At 33.3% G+C, this 19590-nt stretch carries 21 protein-coding genes and 1 tRNA gene; 16 read left to right on the top strand and 6 right to left on the bottom strand.

The window, feature by feature from the left end; all coding sequences use genetic code 11:
* From Q0935_RS06970 to Q0935_RS07000, 7 genes are all read left to right on the top strand, one after another.
* Positions 1-630: a LysE family transporter gene (locus tag Q0935_RS06970; RefSeq protein ID WP_299249819.1), complete on the top strand. Its 630-nt coding sequence runs from the start codon at positions 1-3 to the stop codon at positions 628-630.
* Between the two features lie 51 nt (positions 631-681).
* The gene (locus Q0935_RS06975; protein ID WP_299383810.1) at positions 682-1014 is read left to right on the top strand and encodes an MGMT family protein; all 333 of its coding nucleotides are present in this window, start codon (positions 682-684) and stop codon (positions 1012-1014) included.
* Positions 1015-1254: 240 nt separating this feature from the next.
* Positions 1255-2391 carry an Mrp/NBP35 family ATP-binding protein gene (locus Q0935_RS06980; RefSeq protein WP_299383814.1) on the top strand — a complete coding sequence of 379 codons (1137 nt, stop codon included), beginning with the start codon at positions 1255-1257 and terminating at the stop codon, positions 2389-2391.
* 2 nt (positions 2392-2393) lie between these two features.
* On the top strand, positions 2394-2636 hold the full coding sequence (locus Q0935_RS06985) for a NifU family protein (protein WP_299249813.1): 243 nt from the start codon (positions 2394-2396) through the stop codon (positions 2634-2636).
* 194 nt (positions 2637-2830) lie between these two features.
* Positions 2831-3892 (top strand): NAD(P)/FAD-dependent oxidoreductase, encoded by a 1062-nt coding sequence (locus Q0935_RS06990; RefSeq protein ID WP_299383818.1) that lies wholly within the window; start codon positions 2831-2833, stop codon positions 3890-3892.
* Between the two features lie 46 nt (positions 3893-3938).
* A complete protein-coding gene (locus tag Q0935_RS06995) occupies positions 3939-4271 on the top strand; it encodes a 2Fe-2S iron-sulfur cluster-binding protein (protein ID WP_299249809.1) in 333 nt (110 codons plus the stop codon).
* Positions 4272-4348: 77 nt separating this feature from the next.
* Positions 4349-4690, top strand: a complete 342-nt coding sequence (locus Q0935_RS07000) for a hypothetical protein (RefSeq protein ID WP_299383822.1) — start codon at positions 4349-4351, stop codon at positions 4688-4690.
* On the opposite strand, the gene Q0935_RS07005 is transcribed toward Q0935_RS07000, so the two are convergent.
* The 6 genes from Q0935_RS07005 to Q0935_RS07030 all read right to left on the bottom strand — a co-directional run bounded on the left by Q0935_RS07005 (position 4687) and on the right by Q0935_RS07030 (position 9679).
* A complete protein-coding gene (locus tag Q0935_RS07005; RefSeq protein WP_299383825.1) occupies positions 4687-5586 on the bottom strand; it encodes a metallophosphoesterase family protein in 900 nt (299 codons plus the stop codon). The genes Q0935_RS07000 and Q0935_RS07005 overlap by 4 nt on opposite strands.
* Before the next feature lie 26 nt (positions 5587-5612).
* Entirely contained in the window at positions 5613-6404 is a 792-nt protein-coding gene (locus Q0935_RS07010; protein ID WP_299383829.1) for a DUF3050 domain-containing protein, read from the bottom strand.
* A 73-nt stretch (positions 6405-6477) separates the two neighbouring features.
* Positions 6478-7656, bottom strand: a complete 1179-nt coding sequence (locus Q0935_RS07015) for an acyl-CoA dehydrogenase family protein (protein WP_299383832.1) — start codon at positions 7654-7656, stop codon at positions 6478-6480.
* A 111-nt stretch (positions 7657-7767) separates the two neighbouring features.
* A complete protein-coding gene (locus tag Q0935_RS07020; RefSeq protein WP_299383836.1) occupies positions 7768-8481 on the bottom strand; it encodes a methyltransferase in 714 nt (237 codons plus the stop codon).
* Positions 8482-8487: 6 nt separating this feature from the next.
* Positions 8488-9018, bottom strand: coding sequence for a ribosome maturation factor RimM (gene rimM / locus Q0935_RS07025; RefSeq protein ID WP_299249798.1), 531 nt, complete (start codon positions 9016-9018; stop codon positions 8488-8490).
* A 160-nt stretch (positions 9019-9178) separates the two neighbouring features.
* The gene (locus tag Q0935_RS07030; RefSeq protein ID WP_299383839.1) at positions 9179-9679 is read right to left on the bottom strand and encodes a 30S ribosomal protein S16; all 501 of its coding nucleotides are present in this window, start codon (positions 9677-9679) and stop codon (positions 9179-9181) included.
* A 143-nt stretch (positions 9680-9822) separates the two neighbouring features.
* Between Q0935_RS07030 and Q0935_RS07035 the strand changes: the two genes are divergently transcribed.
* From Q0935_RS07035 to Q0935_RS07075, 9 genes are all read left to right on the top strand, one after another.
* Positions 9823-10506 carry a DUF6252 family protein gene (locus tag Q0935_RS07035; protein WP_299249794.1) on the top strand — a complete coding sequence of 228 codons (684 nt, stop codon included), beginning with the start codon at positions 9823-9825 and terminating at the stop codon, positions 10504-10506.
* Between the two features lie 203 nt (positions 10507-10709).
* On the top strand, positions 10710-11156 hold the full coding sequence (locus Q0935_RS07040; protein WP_299249792.1) for a PA2169 family four-helix-bundle protein: 447 nt from the start codon (positions 10710-10712) through the stop codon (positions 11154-11156).
* A gap of 163 nt (positions 11157-11319) precedes the next feature.
* Positions 11320-15711, top strand: a complete 4392-nt coding sequence (gene dnaE, locus Q0935_RS07045) for a DNA polymerase III subunit alpha (protein WP_299383844.1) — start codon at positions 11320-11322, stop codon at positions 15709-15711.
* Positions 15712-15720: 9 nt separating this feature from the next.
* Positions 15721-16389, top strand: a complete 669-nt coding sequence (locus Q0935_RS07050) for a hypothetical protein (protein WP_299383848.1) — start codon at positions 15721-15723, stop codon at positions 16387-16389.
* Between the two features lie 293 nt (positions 16390-16682).
* Positions 16683-17000, top strand: coding sequence for a thioredoxin (gene trxA, locus Q0935_RS07055; RefSeq protein ID WP_055434790.1), 318 nt, complete (start codon positions 16683-16685; stop codon positions 16998-17000).
* A gap of 79 nt (positions 17001-17079) precedes the next feature.
* Positions 17080-17625, top strand: a complete 546-nt coding sequence (locus Q0935_RS07060) for a ClpP family protease (protein WP_299249784.1) — start codon at positions 17080-17082, stop codon at positions 17623-17625.
* A 119-nt stretch (positions 17626-17744) separates the two neighbouring features.
* Entirely contained in the window at positions 17745-18674 is a 930-nt protein-coding gene (locus Q0935_RS07065) for a DUF58 domain-containing protein (protein WP_299249781.1), read from the top strand.
* Positions 18675-18750: 76 nt separating this feature from the next.
* Positions 18751-18824: transfer RNA gene (locus Q0935_RS07070), tRNA-Asp, on the top strand.
* A gap of 476 nt (positions 18825-19300) precedes the next feature.
* Positions 19301-19483 carry a hypothetical protein gene (locus Q0935_RS07075; RefSeq protein ID WP_299249778.1) on the top strand — a complete coding sequence of 61 codons (183 nt, stop codon included), beginning with the start codon at positions 19301-19303 and terminating at the stop codon, positions 19481-19483.
* Positions 19484-19590: the final 107 nt, after the last annotated feature.

Consider the following 19590-nt stretch of genomic DNA (forward strand, 5'->3'; position numbering starts at 1 on the left):
TTGGAGATAACTTTAACTTTTGGTATTGCTTTATTTGTTGCGTTTGTTGGCGTAATTCCTCCGGGATTATTAAACATGACGGCTGCTAAGGTTAGTATAAAAGAAGGGCATACTAGAGGTTTAGTGTTTTCTGTTGGTGTTTGTGTAATTGTTATTTTACAAACCTTAATAGCACTTGTTTTTGCAAGGTATTTAACTAGCCATCCAGATGTTGTAGATATTATGCAACGTGTTGCATTCGTGTTATTTGTACTCTTAACCATTTACTTTTTGGTGGTTGCAAAAAAAACAGATAAACCTAATGTCGAGTCTAACGTTAAAAGTAAAAAAAGTCGCTTTTTTCAAGGTGTCTTATTATCGGCTTTAAATGTTTTTCCAATTCCATACCAAGCCTATATGGCTATTACTTTTGTGTCTTTTAAATGGATTAAATTAGATCCAATAGGTATAACAACTTATGTTGCAGGCGCTGCTACAGGTACTTTTGTAATGCTTTATATTTATGTTTTCTTTTTCGAAAAAATAAGTAGTAAAAAAATAAAGAGTCAAAAAGGAATGAACTTTACTATTGGAGCTATTACAGGAGTAATATCGATAATAACATTGGTAAATATTATTAAAGACATGTAATTAAATCATTTTTACAAATGATTAATTACTAAAACTATAGCACAACCATAAATGAAACCAGAAACGCTTAATTTCTTCGAGAAAGTTTACGAAGTAGCAAAGCTAATTCCTTACGGAAGAGTAACTAGTTATGGTGCCATTGGTAATTATCTTGGTGCTCCAAGAAGTGCAAGAATGGTTGGGTATGCCATGAATGGATCTCATGGAAAAGATGTGCCAGCACACCGTGTAGTGAATAGAAAAGGATTACTTACAGGTAAGCATCATTTTGATGGCACAAACTTAATGCAACAGCTGCTAGAAAGCGAAGGTGTTGTTGTTATAGAAAATCAAATCCAAGATTTAAAAACGGTGTATTGGGACCCAACAAAAGAGTTGCTGTAAAATATAATCTCTTACTATACTATAAAGTCTCTAAACCTTACAAATAATAAGCAGTTTTAGCAATTGGTTTTGATTATTGTACCATTTAAAAATCTTCAAACAACCACTTTATTCTTCAGCCTTTAAATAGTATATTTGCTTTTAGAATCATTCTGAATTAAATTATAATTAAGAGTAGGCTTTAGAGCATGTAGTTTTTATCTATATTTCTCTTCTCAAATCTCTTTTTCTAGATATAATATGAAAATTACAAAACAAGAGGTATTAAGCGCACTTAAAACTATAACAGTTCCTGGTGAAGGACAAAATATGGTAGATAGTGGAGCAGTTAAAAACGTAGTTACTTTTGCCGATGAGGTAATTGTAGATATCACAATAAAAAATCCAGCTTTACAAGCACGTAAGAAAACAGAAGTAGAAATACTTAAGGTTATTCACGAAAAAGTGCATGCAAAAGCACAAATAAAAATAAACATAAAAGTAGAAGCTCCAGAAAAAGCAGCTACTAACGAAATAAAAGGAAAAACAATTCCTGGAATTCAAAACATTGTTGCTATTGCCTCTGGTAAAGGAGGTGTAGGGAAATCTACAGTTACAGCAAATTTAGCAGTAACATTAGCGAAAATGGGATTTAAAGTAGGTGTTTTAGATGCTGATATTTATGGACCGTCAATGCCAATTATGTTCGATGTAGAATTAGAAAAGCCATTATCTGTAACTGTAGATGGTAAATCTAAAATGAAGCCTGTAGAAAATTACGGAGTAAAAATATTATCGATAGGTTTCTTTACAAAACCAGATCAAGCAGTAGTTTGGAGAGGACCAATGGCAGCAAAAGCATTAAATCAAATGATTTTTGATGCAGCTTGGGGAGAATTAGATTTTCTATTATTAGACTTACCTCCAGGTACTGGAGATATACATTTAAGTATTATGCAGTCGCTTCCAATTACTGGAGCTGTTGTTGTTAGTACACCACAAAATGTAGCTTTAGCCGATGCTAAAAAAGGAGTTGCAATGTTTCAACAAGAAAGCATTAATGTACCTGTTTTAGGAATTATAGAAAACATGGCATACTTTACGCCAGAAGAATTACCAAACAATAAATATTATATCTTCGGAAAAGAAGGTGCTAAGCATTTAGCCGAAGATTTAAATGTACCACTTTTAGGAGAAATACCTTTAGTGCAAAGTATACGTGAAGCAGGAGATTTTGGTAGACCAGCAGCAATGCAAACAGGAACACCATTAGAAAAAGCCTTCGAAACTATTACACAAAACGTAGTACAGGAAGTGGTAAATAGAAATGAGAATTTACCAGAAACTGAAGCAATAAAAATTACAACAATGGCTGGTTGTTCAGCTGTAAAAAAGTAAATATGAGCGAAGAAGAATTAAGATTAAATGTAGAGAAAGCGCTCGAAGAAATTCGCCCGTTTTTACAAAGTGATGGTGGAGATATTTCGTTATTAGCTATTGAGGATGGTACATTGGTAAAAGTGCAATTACAAGGCGCTTGCGTTGGTTGTAGCGTAAACCAAATGACACTAAAATCTGGAGTAGAAATGACTATTAAAAAATTCGCACCACAAATAGAGCAAGTAATTAATATAGTAGCATAATTACTGCTAAGGGAGGAATCTTATTAATTTCATAATTTGAAATATATAAGTTTCTAAAATGGTGATAATTATCATGTAATTTGATGAGTCATTGTTAGACATTTGTAATCTACAATAATATTAAAAACACCTGATTTTACAGGTTTAAAATAATAGGTAGCGATCAAAAAGATTCCTGCCTACGCAGGAAAAATATGATTAAAACAGATATTCTAATTATAGGAGCAGGACCAACTGGTTTATTTACCGTTTTCGAAGCGGGTTTATTAAAATTAAAATGTCATTTAATAGATGCTTTACCTCAAGCAGGTGGGCAATGTTCTGAATTATATCCTAAAAAACCTATTTATGATATTCCAGCTTATCCAGAAATTCTTGCTGGAGATTTAACGTATAAATTATTAGAACAGTGTAAGCAGTTTGAGCCTGGTTTTACTTTAGGTGAACGTGCCGAAACTATAGACAAGCAAGAAGATGGTAGCTTTATTGTAACTACTAATAAAGGGACCAAACATCAAGCTCCAGTTGTAGCAATAGCTGGTGGATTGGGAAGTTTTGAACCAAGAAAACCTTTAATTCATAATATTGCAGACTTTGAAGATAAAGGTGTAGAATACATGATTAAAGATCCTGAAGTCTACAGAGATAAAAAAGTTGTAATCGCAGGTGGTGGAGACTCTGCTTTAGATTGGAGTATTTTTTTAAGCGATGTTGCTAAAGAAGTGACTTTAATACATAGAAGAAACGAATTCCGTGGACATTTAGATTCTGTAGATAAAGTACAAGAATTAAAAAATGCTGGAAAAATTAATCTTGTTACTCCTGCCGAAATAACAGGAATCTTAGGTACAGATAAAGTTAAAGGTGTTGTTGTAAAACAAGCCGCACATATAGAAAAAGAGTTTGAAATTGAGTGCGATCACTTTATTCCATTATTTGGCTTATCTCCAAAATTAGGACCTATTGCCAATTGGGGATTAGAGATTGAGAAAAATGCGATTAAAGTGGATAATAGTTTAGATTATCAAACAAACATTCCAGGCATATTTGCAATAGGAGATGTAAATACATATCCAGGGAAATTAAAATTAATTTTATGTGGTTTCCATGAAGCTACATTAATGTGTCAATCTGCTTACAAAATTATTAATCCAGGAAAACGCTATGTATTAAAATATACAACCGTTGCTGGTATTGATGGTTTTGATGGTACAAGAAAAGAATCACCCAAAGCAGTTGTTAAGAAGATTGAATAATAGGCATTAAGTTTGCTATAGTTTTAGTGTATTAAAAATAAAACAATTGGAACAAGACATAAACATTACAATTACGGACAGAGATGGTGTAACACACAAAGTGTTAGCGCCAACAGATATGGCTATGAATTTAATGGAGGTTGTTCGTTCCTACGAGCTTGCTCCAGAAGGCACTATTGGTATTTGTGGCGGTATGGCAATGTGTGCGTCTTGTCAATGTTATGTTACTAGTGATACAGAGCTTCCAGAAATGCAAGACGACGAAGAAGCGATGCTCTTTGAGGCTTATAACGTTAAGGATAATTCGCGTTTAGGTTGCCAAATACAAATGACTCCAGAAATGGAAGGCTTGGTTGTAGAGTTGGCTCCTGAGAGTTAATTTCTTTTTTAAAAAATATTTAATTTTCTAAAACCCTAATTCTATTTTCTTCGTAAATGAGGTATAATTTATACATTATGGCCTCATTTGAAATCATATCCTTTAAACCTACAGATTACAGAGTATTGTATAACAGTACTGATGCAATAGAATTTACGAGTATTGCCTGCGAATCTAAAAATCTATGCTTAAGATTAATTGCTTCTATTAGACGAAATAGTATTAAAAATACTGCTTTCGAAATGAAACAGTTAAGCTGTGGTAGTTGGTGTTTTTATCTTAAAAACCCAAATACTAATACTGTATTAGGCAGAAGTAAAACCTATATTGAAAAATCTATTTTAGAAGAAAAACTAATGACAATTAAGTCGAGTATGGCTAAAGCTGAGTTTGTAAGCAAGCGGCATACATTTATTTAACTGGTTTTGTAATCTGTAAGAGGAGTTGGGCCTTCTAGCAAAACTCTTACAATTTGTAAAGTCCCATTATCTGTAGTGGCTATTTGCCATTTAATTAATGATATGGCTCCGTTTTCAATTTCAATACCGGTAATACTTCTTGGGTGTACACAACTACCATCGTTAAAAAAAGCAATGTCTCCTGGGTTTGGAAAACGTGGTCTATGTGTGTGGCCAACAACTGTAATTAAATTGTTGTTTTCTGTAATCCACTTTTTTGTTCTGCGTTCTACTTTAATAAGTTCTTTGTAGTTTTTTGCAGGAGTTGTTGGGTCTGCAATACCCATAACATTTAAAGGTTTCCATAAGATTCTTACTAAAAACCTGCTCCATTTCCAAAAAGTATAGTTCCACCAATCGGCTTGGTGTCCATGTGTTAAAAACACTTCTTGATTTGTTAAGCAGTGTTTTAAAATAATACCTTCATGGTATTTAATATCTTTAAACAACTCAACATTTTCACCAGTTTTAGGATCGAAAAAAGTAGATAAATTCTTTTTTACATATTCAGGATCTCTGTAAACCATATCATGGTTTCCCCAAATCATATGTAATCTATTATCCTTATGAAACAGTTTCATAAGCATATAGACATTTTTATGTGCGTTTAAAATAGAATCGAAAGAAAGGTTTTCCCAAAGCTCGTCTCCATCACCAATTTCACAATAGCTATAACCTTCTGCGAAATAATGCTTTAAAGCATGAAAATAAATGTTTCTGTTATTGGCAAAATCGTCTGCAAAACTATTGTCACCTCTATGGCAATCGCTAAATAGTATAATCTTGCTATTATTATCAAACTCGATAATTTTAGCTTCTTTGTAGGCGCGGTCTAATCTTTTTTTAGATGAAAACATAAACGAATTTACCTAAAAAAAATCATTTAATTATTTAAAATAAAGCTAGCTTTTGGTTGCAGTTGTTTTTCAATAGCATTCCATAAATTTATTCTAACCTTTAGTGCTTCTTTAGAAATAGTTGTTACTTCTTCCCATTTTAAGTCGTCTTCTTGGCAGAGCTCTTCAATCATTTTCATGGCCATAGGTCCATGTTCATCTTCATCTAGTTCAATATGTCTTTGGAAATAATATATGAGCTGACTAAGGTTTGTATCAGGAAAGTTATGTTGTAATTTTGTAAGAATTTCAGTAAACATATTAGGTATTAACTCTTCTCTACCAAAAGTAAAGGCGGCAGCTATTTCATGAGGTTTACCTGTTTCTATAGTTTTAAAAGTAAAGTTTAAAAAGGCTTTTAGAGCTTCGTCTAAAGTACTATTCTCAATTGTGGTGTTAATATTTTTAGTGCTACTTAAATCGCTTAAAAAATTATCGATTAACGTTGTATTGGTGTTACATTCTTTCATAGCGTCTAAATACATTTCAAAATGACTTTTACGCGCTCCTTTTAAGTTTACATCTGTTTCTTCGGCTAATACAATTTCGTTAATTAAATAACGTGTTTCTGGATTGCCAACAGGTATCCAAGGTGTTGTAGTACAAGTTAGTTGTTGTTGTAATGCTTTTAGTAAAGACATAAAATCCCAAACAGCAAAAACATGTAGTTTTAAAAACACCGATAAATCCTCTGTGTTTTCTATTTTACCGTATAAACTATGGTTTATTAATTGCTCTCTTAAGCTAGAAAGTGCTGTTTTTACGTTGCTAATTCTCATGTAGTTTTTTGCAAAATAAAATGCACCTCTAACTTAGAAGTGCATTTTTATAGTATTTAAGTAATAGGTTTTATTATTTAAAGGCGTTTAATCCAGTAACATCTAATCCTGTAATAAGTAAGTGGATATCGTGTGTACCTTCATAAGTAACAACGCTTTCAAGATTCATCATATGTCTCATAATGGAATATTCACCACTAATTCCCATACCACCTAACATTTGTCTTGCATCACGAGCAATAGTTAAAGCCATATCAACATTGTTACGTTTAGCCATAGAAATTTGAGCAGAAGTTGCTGTTCCGTTTTCACGCATAACACCAAGTCTCCATGCTAAAAGCTGAGCTTTAGTAATTTCTGTAATCATCTCGGCTAGTTTCTTTTGTTGTAATTGAAACTGTCCAATTGGCTTACCAAACTGGATACGTTCTTTACTATAACGTAAAGCAGTATCATAACAGTCCATTGCAGCACCAATTGCTCCCCAAGCAATACCAAAACGAGCAGAGTCAAGGCATCCTAATGGCGCTCCTAATCCAGATTTGTTTGGTAATAAGTTTTCTTTAGGAACTTTTACATTGTCAAAAATAAGTTCACCAGTTGCACTAGCTCTTAGCGACCATTTGTTGTGCGTTTCTGGAGTCGTAAAACCTTCCATACCACGCTCTACTATTAAACCGTGAATTCTTCCTTCTTCATTTTTAGCCCAAACAACAGCTACGTTACAAAATGGTGAATTAGAAATCCACATTTTTGCACCATTTAAAAGATAGTGGTCACCCATATCTTTAAAGTTTGTTACCATTCCAGCAGGATTAGATCCGTGGTCTGGTTCTGTTAAACCAAAACTACCAATCCATTCTCCACTAGCTAATTTTGGTAAATATTTATTGCGTTGTTCTTCGTTTCCGTATTTCCAGATTGGGTACATAACTAAAGAAGATTGTACAGAGGCAGTACTTCTAACACCACTATCTCCACGCTCAATCTCTTGCATAATTAAACCATAAGAAATTTGGTCTAATCCTGCACCACCATATTCTTCAGGAATGTATGGTCCAAAAGCACCAATTTCAGCAAGTCCGCTAATAATAGATTTAGGAAATTCTGCTTTTTGAGCAGCTTCTTCAATAATAGGTGAGACATCACGTTTTACCCATTCTCTGGCAGCATCACGTACTAATTTATGTTCTTCTGTTAAAAGTTCGTCAAGATTATAATAATCTGGAGCTTCGAATAAATCTGGTTTCATTCTAATTTCGTTATTTAAGGCTTCTAATTTTGAGAATTCATCAAAATAGAAGTCGTTATTTTATAAGTTTAACAAAAATAATGAAATCCTTTCCATTGCCCAATATAAATATCACATTTTAAGATAAAAATCTTTGGTCAAATTTATATAGTCTTCAGTGTAGTCGTGTCGCGCATTTTCAATAACTAATTCGTTAATTATAATATCGCTTTCGCGGAAAGACATCGTGATTAAAGACCTTTTTATTTCAGAAGTATTTGTGCCCCGAACACGAGTAATTTTATTTGTTTTTAAGTTTACTGCAGATGCTAATGCAATAAATTTAGCTTCTTCCTTAAACGGAATAATAGTACAAAATGTACCATCTTCTATTAGTAATTTCGAAACACTAGCCACCAAATGTTCAAAAGGCATAGCGTCTTGAAAACGTGCTAAATCTCTTTGTTCACTTTCGGTTTTATAGTCCTCAGAATAGAAAGGAGGATTGCAAATAATAAGATCGTATTGGTCTTCAATTTCTTCTGTAAATTCTGCTAAATCTGCATGGTAACAAAATAAGCGATCGCTCCAAGATGAGCCTTCAAAATTCTCAACACACTGCTCGTAGGCTAGTTCATCTATTTCTAGAGCATCTATAACCTCTGCATCACAACGTTGTGCTAGCATTAAAGATAAAATACCTGTTCCAGCTCCAATATCTAGAGTAGCAAAAGGTTGTTTTTCAACAGAAGCCCAAGCACCAAGTAAAACACCATCTGTACCAATTTTCATAGCGCATTGCTCTTGGTTTACAGTGAATTGTTTAAATTTAAAAGGTTTGCTCATGTTTTGTTATTCTTCTAAATATAAATCTATAAGTCCTTCTGGAGTGTCAACAAAAATAATTTTATTCACTTTATCTACTTTCGATATAAACTCATCATTCATAGGTATTAAAATTTCAATACCATCTCTATCTATTTCAAAAAGTGACTGAGAAGTAGAATCGTTTACGCCTTTAATAATACCAACATCTCCAAAGTTTTTGTCTTCTACTTTGTAGCCTATTATTTCGTGAAAGTAAAATTTCCCTTCTTCTAATTCTGGTAAAAAAGTTAATGGTAAATAACATTCGCATTTCATTAAAGCATCAGCATCTGCTTCAACATCGACGTCTTCAAATTTTACACGAAGCAATTCACTTTTGTGTAATTGAGAGCGTTCTATAAAAAACGGAATTAAATTACCGCGTAAATCTATAAATATAGCATCTAGGTCATCGTATAAATTAGGCTCGTCTGTATCTAGTTTTATTAGCAATTCGCCTTTAAAACTATACTTTTTTACAATTTTACCTAAAAAGAAACACTCTTCTTTAGTCATTGAAAAATAAAATTTTCATTTCCGCGAAAGCGGAAATCTCATTAATATTATAACCCCTAATTTTCTAAAAGGAGATGTTCTGCAATTTCAGAATACTTTTTCACATAAAAAAACTCCGATAAAAATTATCGGAGTTTAATAAGTATAAAAAATTAATTTTCTATTCTTCTTCGTTTGCTGCTTCTTCTTCAGCTGGAGCTTCCTCTTCAACAACTGGAGCAGCTGCTGCGATTCTTGCTTCGTTTGCTGCTTTTTCAGCTGCGAATGCTTTTGCTTTAGCGTCAGCTTCCGCTTTCGATAAACCATCTTTTTTAGCATCTACTTTACCAGTCTTTTCTTCTAACCAAGCAGCGAATTTCTTCTCAGCTTGCTCTTCAGTTAAAGCGCCTTTACGAACACCACCAGCAAGGTGATTTTTCAATAAAGCTCCTTTGTAAGATAGTAATGCTTTGGCCGTATCAGTTGGTTGTGCACCATTCTGTAACCATTTTACTGCTCCGTCAACATCTAATTCGATAGTTGCAGGATTAGTGTTTGGATTGTAAGCACCTAATTTCTCTAGGTATTTACCATCTCTTTTCGCGCGAGCATCTGCTGCTACGATCCAGTAATAAGGTTTTCCTTTCTTACCGTGTCTTTGTAATCTTATTTTTACAGGCATAAAAATTAATTTGTGAGGTTCGCGACCTCTATTATTAATAAGTTTGCAAATATACAATATTTATTTATATACCAAGTTTTTTATGTAATTGCATCTCATTGTAATTTTTTATTTTATTTTTGAGTCCTTGAAACATAAAAACTATGAAAAAAATTATTGCTTTAATTCTAGTAGCTATTACCTTTTTCGGTTGCGGAGAAGATTTAGAATTTAAAACACCATCATTTCAAGGAGAAAAAGATGGTAATTTATGGGAAGCTGTAAGCTTTAGGGCTAACATTAATGCTTTAGGAGTGTTAACTATTACAGGTTCAGATAATTTTGAAACAATAACATTAGAAGTGGATTCTCCTTCAATTGGTGTTCATGACATAGTAGAAACTACATCTTCTGGAGCTTTAGAAGATATTGACGGCGTTTTTTATTCTTCAAATAATTTTCCAGATCCTAGTGTGCAATTGTATCCTGCGGCGGGAATGATAGATTTAAAAGATGTAAACCTTGAAGAGGGTTATGTGTCTGGTGAATTTTATTTTAATGCATTTAATAGTTCAGGATTAACATCGATAAATGTTAATAAAGGATTTTTTCATAAAGTACCTTTAATTGGTAGCTCTGTTATTTCTGGAGGTGTTGGTGCACCGTGTACAGCAGCGTCTTCTGTTGTGTCTGCAACTTTAATTAACTATAATGCTGTAGCTCCTGGAGATGCAAATTATGTAGATGTTTGTAATGCCTACAAAACTGCACTTATAAATAAAAAAGCAACTTGTGGAGATGTTGATGGTTCAATACAAACAAGTATTGATAATCTAACTTGTCTGTAATAACTTTTATAACATACTTAAAAGCGCAAACTAAATTTTAGTTTGCGCTTTTTTTGTTAAAAACTCTTAAACTAGCTTAGAATCCTCATAAAGTCTGTTAAATCACTTGACATCGCCTCTTGTTTCTGCTATATTGAAACTGTAGATGCGAAACAATACACATCTTAAAAGAAGGTATTGAAATTTAAATGATAAAAGATATTATGAAGTACACAGAAGAAATTTCAAATAAGTTAAATGAATTATTAGAGAAAAACTATGATGCCGAAAAAGGTTACATAGATGCTACAAAAAATGTAGAGAGTAATAATTTAAAGATGTTTTTTAAACGAAGAGCAACAGAGCGAAGTGAGTTTGCTAAAGAATTAAGGACTGAAATATTACAATACGGAGAAATTCCAACAGATTCGGGTTCTTTTAAAGGTGCTTTACATAGAAATTGGATGAACTTAAAATCGACCTTTACCTCTAATGAAGAAGCTATTTTAGAGGAAGCAATACGCGGAGAGGAAGCAAGTTTAGAAGAGTATAATAATTTAATTACCGAAAAGAATTTGCCGCCAACAATAGATGGATTAATTGCAAAACATAGAACAGCAATTCAATCTGCTATTAATACAGAAAAAGCAAAATTAGAATTAGTTTCATAAAACAAACTATTTTAGATTATAAGAAAAGCAGTCCAATTTGGACTGCTTTTTTCGTTTATAACTAATTTCGATTTTAACTTTTAAGACTTATATTTTTTTGTACTTTTATAAGCCAATATTTCCTCACGGGTTTATCATTAAAACAACTCAATAACAGCTATTTATGTATTTAATTTTCGATACAGAAACAACAGGTTTACCCAAGCGCTGGGATGCACCAATTACAGATACAGATAATTGGCCTAGGTGTATACAGATTGCATGGCAATTGCATGACGAGATGGGAAACTGTGTTGAGAGTCAAGATTATTTGGTTAAGCCAGAAGGTTTCAATATTCCTTATGATGCCGAGAAAATTCATGGTATTTCTACAGGATTGGCTGAAGAGCAAGGTGTTGCTTTAAGCGAAGTCTTAGAGAAGTTTAATATTGCATTAGGTAAAACCAAATTTGTAGTTGGACAAAATGTAAAATTCGATCTCAATATTATGGGAGCCGAATTTGTGAGAGGAAATGTTGAAAACCAATTACAAGAATTACCAGTTTTAGATACTTGTACAGAGCATACAGCAAAGTTATGTGAGCTTCCTGGTGGTAGATATGGTAAGTTTAAATTACCAACATTAACAGAATTACATCAATATTTATTTAACCAACCATTTGGTGAAGCGCACAACGCAACAGCCGATGTTGAGGCAACAACACGTTGTTTTTTAGAGTTAATAAGAAGGCAGCAATACACAAAGGAGCAACTTGATGTTGATCAAGAGTACTTCAAGAATTTCTCTGAAGCAAATCCGCAGCCAATAAAATTAATTGGTTTAAAGCATATTAATCTTAAAAAGGAAAGTGCTAAGATTAATGAAAGGCTTTTAAAAGCTCAAGCTGTAGAAATTTCTTCAGAAGAAATAAAAGAAAATATAGCCGATTTAGAGGCTGTAGATTTTGTGCATTTACATAATCATTCTCAGTTTTCGGTATTACAATCTACAATGAGTGTTGTGGACTTGGTAAATGTTGCTGCACAGCATAATATGCCAGCAGTAGCTTTAACCGATCATGCAAATATGATGGGTGCTTTTCACTTTGTTAACGCAGCAAATAAGCATAATAAAGCGGTTGAGGCAAAAATAAAAGAGGCAGAATTATTAGGGAAAACTACATCGGCTAAAAAAATAAAACCAATTATTGGTTGTGAGTTTTTTGTATGTGAAAACCACTTAGATAAAAGTAGAAAAGATAACGGTTACCAAATTGTATTAATTGCAAAAAACAAAAACGGGTACCACAATCTAGCAAAATTATCTTCTCATGCCTTTGTAAATGGTTTTTACTATTTACCAAGAATCGATAAAAAATTAATAGAAGAATATAAAGAAGATTTAATTTGCTTAACTGGAAACTTGTATGGTGAGGTGCCCAGTAAAGTTTTAAATGTAGGTGAAAACCAAGCAGAAGAAGCTTTAGTTTGGTGGAAAGAAGCCTTTGGCGACGATTTGTATGTTGAGCTAATGCGCCATGATCAGGAAGATGAAAATCGTGTAAACCCGACATTAATTAAGTTGGCTAGAAAGCATGATGTAAAGCTTGTAGCGTCAAACAACACGTATTACGCAAAGCAAAGCGATGCTAATGCTCACGATATTTTATTGTGTGTAAAAGAAGGAGAAAAGCAGGCAACACCAATTGGTCGTGGTCGTGGTTATCGTTATGGTTTACCAAATCAAGAATACTATTTTAAGTCTGGTGAAGCGATGAAAAACATCTTTAAAGATGTGCCAGAATCAATTAGTAACATTCAGGAGGTAGTTGATAAAATTGAAGGTTATCAATTAGCCAGGGATGTATTATTACCTGCTTTCGATATTCCAGAGCAATTTGTACATATTGAAGATACGGCAGATGGTGGAAAACGTGGAGAAAACGCTTTTTTAAGGCACTTAACTTATGTAGGAGCAAAGAAACGTTATGGCGAAGAGCTTTCTGAAGAGGTTGTAGAGCGATTAGATTTCGAGCTAAGCGTTATTGAAAAAACAGGATATCCAGGTTATTTCTTAATTGTGGAAGATTTTATTCGAGAAGCCAGAAAAATGGATGTTTCTGTAGGTCCAGGACGTGGATCGGCAGCAGGTTCTGTGGTTGCATACTGTCTTTGGATTACCAATATCGATCCAATGAAGTATAACTTGCTTTTCGAGCGTTTCCTTAATCCGGACCGTGTAAGTATGCCCGATATTGATATTGATTTTGATGATGAAGGTCGATCGCGTGTTATGGATTATGTAATCGATAAATACGGAAGTAACCAGGTAGCACAAATTATTACCTATGGTACAATGGCTGCTAAGTCATCTATTCGAGATACCGCTCGTGTATTAGATTTACCATTATTTGATGCTGATAGGATTGCTAAGCTAATTCCAACGATGTCTAAGTTGGGTAAGATTTTTGGTTTATCTGAAAAAGAATTAGGAAGTAAATTTAGAGCCGAAGATTTAGAAAAAATAAACGAGCTTATAGGTATTTCTGAAGGAAACGATTTATCTGCCGAAACCGTAAACCTTGCAAGATCGCTTGAAGGTTCGGTTAGAAATACAGGAATTCATGCCTGTGGTGTAATTATTACGCCAGATGATATTACTAAGTTCGTGCCAGTGGCATTGGCAAAAGATTCCGATTTATATGTTACCCAATTTGATAACTCTGTCGTAGAAGATGCAGGTTTATTAAAGATGGATTTCTTGGGATTAAAAACACTGACTCTAATTAAAGATACCGTAAAACTTGTAAAAGCAAAACACGATATTTTATTAGATCCAGATAGTTTTCCGTTGGATGATGAAGAGACCTATGCATTGTTCCAAAGAGGAGAAACTGTTGGAGTATTCCAGTATGAATCTCCTGGAATGCAGAAGCACCTTAAAGATTTGAAGCCTACCGTTTTCGACGATTTAATTGCCATGAATGCATTGTATCGTCCGGGACCAATGGAATATATTCCAAGTTTCGTTCGTAGAAAACACGGAGACGAAGATATTGAGTACGATTTACCAGCAATGGAAGAGTACTTAAAAGAGACGTATGGAATTACTGTATATCAAGAGCAAGTAATGCTACTATCGCAAAAATTAGCAGATTTTACCAAAGGTGAAGCCGATGTTTTGCGTAAGGCCATGGGTAAAAAGCAGATTGCTGTACTTGATAAAATGAAACCAAAATTTATCGAGCAAGCAAGTGCAAAAGGACACGATGCTAAAAAGCTTGAGAAAATTTGGAAGGATTGGGAAGCCTTTGCAAGTTATGCCTTTAACAAGTCTCACTCTACATGTTATGCTTGGATTGCATACCAAACAGCATATTTAAAAGCACATTACCCAGCCGAATATATGGCTGCCGTATTGTCTAATAATATGAATGATATTAAACAGGTAACATTCTTTATGGAAGAGTGTAAGCGTATGAAGTTGCCTGTGCTTGGTCCTGATGTAAATGAGAGTTACTATAAGTTCTCGGTAAATAAAGATAATGCCGTTCGTTTTGGAATGGGAGCCATAAAAGGTGTTGGTCATGGCGCAGTAATGACAATTGTTGACAACCGAAAAGAAGGTGGTCCATATAAATCTATTTTTGATATTTCTAAACGAATAGATTTAAGAGCAGCAAATAAAAAAGCATTCGAAAACCTTGCGTTGGCTGGTGGTTTTGATTGTTTTGAAGATGTTCATCGTGCACAATATTTTCAAAAAGAAGGTAGCGATTTAACTTTTTTAGAGAAGGCAATAAAGTATGGCGCTAAGCATCAAGAAAATGAAAACTCTGCGCAGGTAAGTTTGTTTGGTGGTGCAAGCGATGTTCAAATAGAAGAACCATTAGTTCCGCCATGTGAAACTTGGGGAACAATGGAGAAGCTAGCACAAGAACGTGAGGTTGTTGGTGTTTATATTTCTGGACATCCGTTGGATGATTTTAGAACAGAAATGAAAAACTTCTGTACAGGTACTATTAGCTACTTCTACGATTTAGCGGCACACGTAAATAAGGATATAACGTTTGGTGGTGTGGTTACAGATGTACAACATCGTGTAAGTAAACAAGGAAAAGGTTGGGCGCTATTTACTATCGAGGATTATACAGATAGTTACGAGTTTAGGATTTTTGGAGAAGACTATTTAAAGCATCGTCCTTTTTTACTTCAAAATACCTTTGTACATGTTAAAAGTTTTGTGCGAGACGGTTGGGTAAATAGAGATACAGGTAAAAAGAGTGATCCTAGATTGCAATTTAATAGCTTCCAATTACTTCATGATGTAATGGATAAGTATGTGAGAAAGCTATCAATACAACTTAATATTAAAGAATTAGATGCTGATAAGATTAGAAATTTAAAAGATTTAATTTCAATGCATCCAGGAAGTCATTTACTTGATTTTGTGATTTATGATAATAGAGAGCAAATTAAATTAGAAATGCCAAGTAGAAAACAGAAAGTAAAAGTATCTCAAGAGTTATTGAATACTTTGGAAGAAGATCAAGTGCTTTATAAGTTGAATTCTTAAATAACTAATATGAATTCTAAGAAGTTGTCTGAGTATGAATTGCTAACGAAACAAGTAAAAGAGTTTGTTAATGATATTGAAAATAAAAGTGAGTTTCATAAAATTTTTAAAAGATATTATAGAGGAATTCAAATTTTATATGGCCCATTAATTTTTCAACCTGAAATTTTATTTATTGGAATAAATCCTGGAGCAGGATACTTTAATGAAAAGAAAGAAAATGTAAAACGCTACAATCCACTAAAAAACTTTGAATACATACATTTTAACTATTTATTAGCAAGACAAACAAGAGAACTCTTTAAGATGGCTAATATAAAGTCTTTAAATTCTTGTGTTAAAACTAATTGTTTCTTTTTTTCGACAAAGAACAAGTCTGATTTGGATAATTTTCTGTCAAATTTTAAAGAACAAGAAATTTATAAAAAGTCAGCTATTTGGAGGCATAAGTTAATTGAAATTATTGAGCCTCAAATTATTATATGTGAAGGGTTTAGCGCTTTTGAATGGGTGACAAAAAAATACACAAATATTGAGATTGAAAGGAATGATAAGTTTTTATATGTTGAAGTTGATAATATTAAAATAATAGGATATAAGAGACGTATGAGTTTGATACTACATAATGAAGAAGTTTCTAAAGTTTTGAAAGCAGCTTACAATAGGGTGAATTCTTAAATTTGTATTTTGTCATTCAGAGCTTTTTCAATAGAAAAAAAAGCGTAGGAATCTCATGTAGGCATCACTATGCTCGCGCAAAGGATTGATGCGGCATCCTTTTTTGCCATTAAAAGCAAAAAAGATATAGTGAAAGCCTGGTCCCGATTTTTATCGGTATGCGCCCAAATTTAAATAAGCCTTATCAATGCTATTATAAGTTAAACAAATAATAAGTTTGTAAGCTTTGGAGTATTTTTTGACTAAGTTTGTATATTAACAGTGAATACATACACAATTAAATTATAAATATTATGGCATTAGAAATCACAGATGCAAATTTTGAAGAAACAGTATTAAAGAGCGATAAGCCTGTAGTAGTTGACTTTTGGGCAGCTTGGTGTGGACCATGTAGAATGGTTGGACCAATTATTGATCAAATTAGCGATGAGTACGAAGGTAAAGCTGTTGTTGGTAAATTAGACGTAGATGCAAATCAAGAGTTTGCAGCTAAATACGGTGTAAGAAACATACCTACAGTATTAGTATTCCAAAACGGAGAAGTTGTTGGAAGACAAGTTGGTGTTGCACCTAAAACTGCATACGCTGAAGCTATCGACGCTTTATTATAGAAATATATTTCATAAAGAATTGATAAAGGTTTGCTGTAATAGCAAACCTTTTTTTATTTTAGTAAAAAAGTAAATTATAATGAGCAAAATAACAAAAGCGCAAGACGCAATAGATAGTAAATTACTAGACGAAAGAAAAGTGTTTCTTTGGGGAATGGTAGACGATAAGAGTGCAAAGCACGTTATCGATAGATTAATGTATTTAGATAGTTTAGAGACTAAAGACATTACATTGTATATTAATAGTCCTGGAGGTTACGTAACGTCTGGATTTGCAATGTACGATACAATTAAATCTCTAAAGAGTGATGTGTCTACAGTTTGCACTGGTTTAGCTGCGTCTATGGGATCTATTTTATTATCGGTTGGTACTAAAGGAAAACGTTTTATCCAACCTCATGCGCGTGTAATGATACACCAACCAAGTGGTGGTGCACGTGGACAGGCAAGTGATATTGAGATTACTGCTAAAGAGATAGTAAAAACAAAAGAATTAAGTGCTAAGATTTTAGCCGATAATTGTGGGAAATCTTTTGAAGAAGTAATGAAAGATTTTAACCGAGACCATTGGATGGGAGCAGAAGAGTCTCTAGAGTACGGAATTGTAGATGGTATTATAGAATAAGAAAAATATAAACTAAGGTATTTGAGAAAGATAAGAGGTTGTAGCGTATAAGTTTTGCGTTATCTCTTATCTTTTTTTGTTATTATAAATGTGAAACGGTTTAGTTTTTATAGAAAAAGATGAATTTACAAGACGAATTAAATAAAGCAGGCGGATTTAAAAATCTTGAGCACTTGGCAAAACAAGTTGTTGAGGGTTTTATTTCTGGAATGCATAAGAGTCCGTTTCATGGTTTTTCGGCAGAGTTTGCCGAGCATAAAATTTATAATCCTGGAGAGAGTACGCGCCATATAGATTGGAAGCTTTTTGCAAAAACAGATAAGTTGTATACTAAACGCTACGACGATGAAACAAACTTGCGTTGCCACATTATTATAGATAATAGTAGTTCTATGCATTATCCAGAGATGAAGGATTTCTCGATCGATCATTTAAATAAGATTGCCTTTTCTGCTTTAGCATCTGCTTCGTTAATGCATATTCTTAAAAAGCAACGCGATGCTGTAGGTTTAAGTATTTATAGTGATGCTTACGATTTTTACTCTAGTGAGAAAGGCAGTGAGCGCCATCACCAAATGCTTTTAGCTCAGCTTAGCCAAATGGCTTTAAGTAAGCCTAAGAACAAGCAAACCGAAACCTACCAATACTTACATCAAATAGCAGAGAAGATACACAGGCGCTCTTTAATTTTTGTTTTTACAGATATGTTTCAAACCGCTACCGACGAGGATAAGTTATTTGAAGCGCTAAGGCACTTGAAGCATAATAAGCATGAAGTAGTGCTTTTTCATGTGTTTGATAAGAGTAAGGAACTTACTTTCGATTTCGATAATAAGCCTAAACGTTTTGTTGATGTTGAGACTGGTGAGCATGTAAATCTATATAGTGAGCAAGTAAAAGACAATTATGAAGCTTTGGTAAGTGATTACTTTAAAGATTTAAGAGTAAAATGTGGTCAAAATAGAATTAAGTACGTTGAGGCAGATATAAATAAGAATTTTGATGCAATCCTAACTAGCTATATGTTAGGGCGTCAGAAATTAATTTAATTTTTTTTGAAAAAAAACTAAAAAAAAGTTTGCAGTATTGATAAAGGGTGCTATATTTGCACTCGCAATACGCAACGGTCTGGTAGTTCAGTTGGTTAGAATGTCGCCCTGTCACGGCGAAGGTCGCGGGTTCGAGTCCCGTCCAGACCGCAAATTGCTAAAAAGCTTCAAAGAAATTTGAAGCTTTTTTTGGCGAAAAATTTAGTTGTGTTGTTTTGATGGGTGTAGTAGTCCATCAAACTGGTAGAGAGCTATTTAAATAGCTTTAACCAATGAGAAGCTTTCCTTTTTTCTTCCGTTTTACGGAAAAGAAAATCGGGATGCTTTTTTGTTTTACAGAGCTTTTGTTACTTCTTGACGCTTTTGTAGCATTTTAACCGTATTTTTTGTATTTTAATCCTTGATTACTAGCTGTTTGTCGAAAATATTGATTTTTTCAATATCTTTAACACTATATTCGTGTTTAAATTCTTAGTGAATCCCTCAGCGAAAATTCGCTTCATTAAGAAATCCATTGTGTAGACTGTTTGTCTGCTTTACTAATTGTTTGTTTTATAGTGCCAGAAATTGGTAAGTTACTGCCATTTATTAAGTTAAAAATTAATAGCAACATAAAATAAATAATTATGAAATTCCTTAAGCCATCCTTATTAGCCCTTTTTTCAATTGGATTATTAACTGCAGTTTTGCCATCTAGCGAAATAGAGCCAGTAAAAGAAACAGTAAATCACGAACTATCCAAACCGAATATTGACTTAACAGCATTTATCGAGATAAGAGGAAAAAGAAAAGTACCATCTCAAGGTTAAACTTTACTATAATTTAGATTTCAAAAAAAACCATTAATAGCAACATAAAACAAACTAACATGAAAACCCTTAAACTAACATTAATCGCACTTTTTTCAATAGGATTA

The organism is uncultured Lacinutrix sp., from assembly GCF_947500605.1.
Taxonomy (GTDB): Bacteria; Bacteroidota; Bacteroidia; order Flavobacteriales; family Flavobacteriaceae; genus Lacinutrix.

Bases quoted from the DNA above. Each gene is read 5' to 3' on its own strand.
- Q0935_RS06980 (WP_299383814.1), top strand. From the start codon at position 1,255: ATGAAAATTACAAAACAAGAGGTATTAAGCGCACTTAAAACTATAACA.
- Q0935_RS07050 (WP_299383848.1), top strand. From the start codon at position 15,721: ATGAATTCTAAGAAGTTGTCTGAGTATGAATTGCTAACGAAACAAGTA.
- Q0935_RS07010 (WP_299383829.1), bottom strand. From the start codon at position 6,404: ATGAGAATTAGCAACGTAAAAACAGCACTTTCTAGCTTAAGAGAGCAA.
- Q0935_RS07040 (WP_299249792.1), top strand. From the start codon at position 10,710: ATGAAGTACACAGAAGAAATTTCAAATAAGTTAAATGAATTATTAGAG.
- Q0935_RS07060 (WP_299249784.1), top strand. From the start codon at position 17,080: ATGAGCAAAATAACAAAAGCGCAAGACGCAATAGATAGTAAATTACTA.
- Q0935_RS06985 (WP_299249813.1), top strand. From the start codon at position 2,394: ATGAGCGAAGAAGAATTAAGATTAAATGTAGAGAAAGCGCTCGAAGAA.
- Q0935_RS07015 (WP_299383832.1), bottom strand. From the start codon at position 7,656: ATGAAACCAGATTTATTCGAAGCTCCAGATTATTATAATCTTGACGAA.
- trxA (WP_055434790.1), top strand. From the start codon at position 16,683: ATGGCATTAGAAATCACAGATGCAAATTTTGAAGAAACAGTATTAAAG.
- rimM (WP_299249798.1), bottom strand. From the start codon at position 9,018: ATGACTAAAGAAGAGTGTTTCTTTTTAGGTAAAATTGTAAAAAAGTAT.
- Q0935_RS07005 (WP_299383825.1), bottom strand. From the start codon at position 5,586: ATGTTTTCATCTAAAAAAAGATTAGACCGCGCCTACAAAGAAGCTAAA.
- Q0935_RS06975 (WP_299383810.1), top strand. From the start codon at position 682: ATGAAACCAGAAACGCTTAATTTCTTCGAGAAAGTTTACGAAGTAGCA.
- Q0935_RS07075 (WP_299249778.1), top strand. From the start codon at position 19,301: ATGAAATTCCTTAAGCCATCCTTATTAGCCCTTTTTTCAATTGGATTA.
- Q0935_RS07020 (WP_299383836.1), bottom strand. From the start codon at position 8,481: ATGAGCAAACCTTTTAAATTTAAACAATTCACTGTAAACCAAGAGCAA.
- Q0935_RS07065 (WP_299249781.1), top strand. From the start codon at position 17,745: ATGAATTTACAAGACGAATTAAATAAAGCAGGCGGATTTAAAAATCTT.
- Q0935_RS07035 (WP_299249794.1), top strand. From the start codon at position 9,823: ATGAAAAAAATTATTGCTTTAATTCTAGTAGCTATTACCTTTTTCGGT.
- Q0935_RS07000 (WP_299383822.1), top strand. From the start codon at position 4,349: ATGGCCTCATTTGAAATCATATCCTTTAAACCTACAGATTACAGAGTA.
- Q0935_RS07030 (WP_299383839.1), bottom strand. From the start codon at position 9,679: ATGCCTGTAAAAATAAGATTACAAAGACACGGTAAGAAAGGAAAACCT.
- dnaE (WP_299383844.1), top strand. From the start codon at position 11,320: ATGTATTTAATTTTCGATACAGAAACAACAGGTTTACCCAAGCGCTGG.
- Q0935_RS06990 (WP_299383818.1), top strand. From the start codon at position 2,831: ATGATTAAAACAGATATTCTAATTATAGGAGCAGGACCAACTGGTTTA.